This is a genomic window from Lactococcus cremoris subsp. cremoris NBRC 100676 (genome assembly GCF_001591705.1).
Classification (GTDB): domain Bacteria; phylum Bacillota; class Bacilli; order Lactobacillales; family Streptococcaceae; genus Lactococcus; species Lactococcus cremoris.
Map to the genome: position 1 here is coordinate 1 of NZ_BCVK01000107.1, position 2,247 is coordinate 2,247.

A 2,247-nucleotide genomic window follows, 5' to 3' on the forward strand; every position below is an offset into this window, starting at 1 on the left:
TTTTTTTATATGTAAATCAGATAACTGAACAATCTTTATTTTTTCTTTAGAACTTCTATTTTCCAACTGATGTTGATTAACTACTAATCGGTAGGGCTCAATTTTAAAAGCATAATATAAGCCACCTAAGCAAGTGAGCATCAACAAAATGACTAGTGAAAACACTATTTTTATTATTTTCATATCTTTAGATTATATCATATTGTCTATTTCATAAATTTCAAACTAAAAAACGCCTTAAAGACGTCATTTTTATACATAAAAGGAAATCAGTCTAAAACTCATTGGATAGGTTTATATATTGCTTAAGTTCTGTACTTGTTCTTTTATCAAATCTCTAGTTTTTCTAAATTCTGTTAAAATGTCTGCCTCTGTTCCAACAACCCGAGCTGGATCTTGTAAGTCCCAATGTTCATGGCTCACTGATTTAGGAATCATTGGACACTTATCAAGAGCATCACCGCATAAAGTAATAATTAAATCACAGTCATTAAAATAAGTCATATCAATTAATTCTGATTTTTGAGCCGAAATATCAATGCCATCTTCTGCCATTACTGTTACCGCATGTGGATTTAAACCGTGTCTTTCTATTCCTGCGGAACGGACTTCCCAATCCTTTAAAAATACATGCCCATATCCTTCTGCTATTTGAGAACGACAAGAATTACCCGTACAAAGAAAATAAATTTTTTTCATCAACAAACCTCATTATTTTTTTATTCTTTCATTATATAATATTTGAGGCATATTTTTATTTTTAATTCCCTCTAAAATGTAAAAATCTCGTATCCCTTTTGGAACTTAAAATGAAAACCCACCATCTGGCGGGCATCTAAAGAAATCTTCATATAGGAAGAATAGTGATAAGCACCTAAAAATGGACAGGTGCTTAAGGAGGATGTGGGATTCGAACCCACGCACGCTTTTACACGCCTGACGGTTTTCAAGACCGTTCCCTTCAGCCAGACTTGGGTAATCCTCCAATTCATTAATTTATTATATCATTTTTACCTGAAAACAACAAAAACAAACCAATTGAGTAACAAAACAAATACAGTTATTTTAAATTTGTAGACAAAAGTTGTCAGCAAACTTTGTCAATAAAAAGGTTCTTACAAAAAAGTTCATAATATATAATTATGAACTTATCAATATCCCTTCTGATTTTATACTATTCACACAAGTAAAAAATGCCAGCAATTTGCTGACAGACATGTTTAAGAATTTCATTATAGCAGATCAAACTTAATTAGAAATCACTCAACTAGAAGCGTCCACATAGTATGTAAAAAAACTATGAATTTATTTTCACATACTAATTTATCACTTTATTTTTTAATAATTTTCTGAAGATGATTTGAATATAACTCCTTCATTTTCCCAGTCTACTTTTTTTGTAGACCACTGTTCTTTAAAGAAAACAAAAAAACTCTGACCAAAGTTAAAGTTTTTCTTTTACAATCAAGAATTTTTCTAACTCTTTTTCAATATCGACATCTAGTCTGTCTGAAAGCTCGATTAACCACCAAATATTTTCAGCTATTTTCCCTTCTAAAGTATAGGGCGTTTCGTCATAGTAACGTTCAAATTTAGTCATTACAAGTCGATTTAAATTACCGATGTCATTAGAAAGTGCCAATAGGTCTTCTTCTACACTCCATTTTTCACCATGGTTTTTTATTTCTAATTCATGATATCTCTTACGAATTTCAATGCTTCTCTCAAGTAACTCTTTTATTTCCATTTTTTTCTCCTAGTCTAAAGCAATTATAAACTTTTATATAAAAGTTTGCTCAAATTAGGAAGTGAGCTTAATTTCCATTTTTTATTTTTTATATTTTTGAAGGTCTGCTTTTTTAAAATATAGTTGTTGTGCTCCGTTAAATTTAACCAATATCCCTGATTTATTTTCAGAAATCACGCTACCAATAACCCCGGGATATTTTGTTTCTGGTAATAATACTAATTCTCCTACTTTATATTCCATAAGATAATTCACCTTTTCTATATCTGATATTTCTTTTAGTATAACATAAAAAATCCTAACCAAAATCAGGATATTAAGTAATTATTGGATAAATTTGACAGTAGTTCAATCACTAAATGTGTTTTTTTCACTTTTAGAGATAGGTCCTATCTGGTCATTTCAATGTTTTGATTATTCGTTTTTTTGCTTTTTGAATTACATAGAATACATTGTTTTTTCGCATTTTTTTCCGTATAATGAAAGTATTAAAAGGAGAA

At 29.6% G+C, this 2,247-nt stretch carries 3 protein-coding genes, 1 tRNA gene and 1 pseudogene; all 5 read right to left on the bottom strand.

Translation table 11 applies throughout. The features are described 5' to 3' along the window. Window positions 1-183: pseudogene (locus LLA01S_RS12775) on the bottom strand (metallophosphoesterase); the annotation flags it as partial. A gap of 111 nt (window positions 184-294) precedes the next feature. Next, window positions 295-699, bottom strand: a complete 405-nt coding sequence (gene arsC, locus LLA01S_RS11885; RefSeq protein WP_021165525.1) for an arsenate reductase (thioredoxin) — start codon at window positions 697-699, stop codon at window positions 295-297. Between the two features lie 196 nt (window positions 700-895). Beyond that, window positions 896-985, bottom strand: a tRNA-Ser gene (locus LLA01S_RS11890). 459 nt (window positions 986-1,444) lie between these two features. After that, complete coding sequence (locus LLA01S_RS11895) at window positions 1,445-1,747, bottom strand: MazG-like protein (protein WP_021211940.1); 303 nt, start codon at window positions 1,745-1,747, stop codon at window positions 1,445-1,447. An 81-nt stretch (window positions 1,748-1,828) separates the two neighbouring features. Next, the gene (locus LLA01S_RS12680) at window positions 1,829-1,990 is read right to left on the bottom strand and encodes a hypothetical protein (protein WP_021165527.1); all 162 of its coding nucleotides are present in this window, start codon (window positions 1,988-1,990) and stop codon (window positions 1,829-1,831) included. Between the last annotated feature and the right edge of the window lie 257 nt (window positions 1,991-2,247).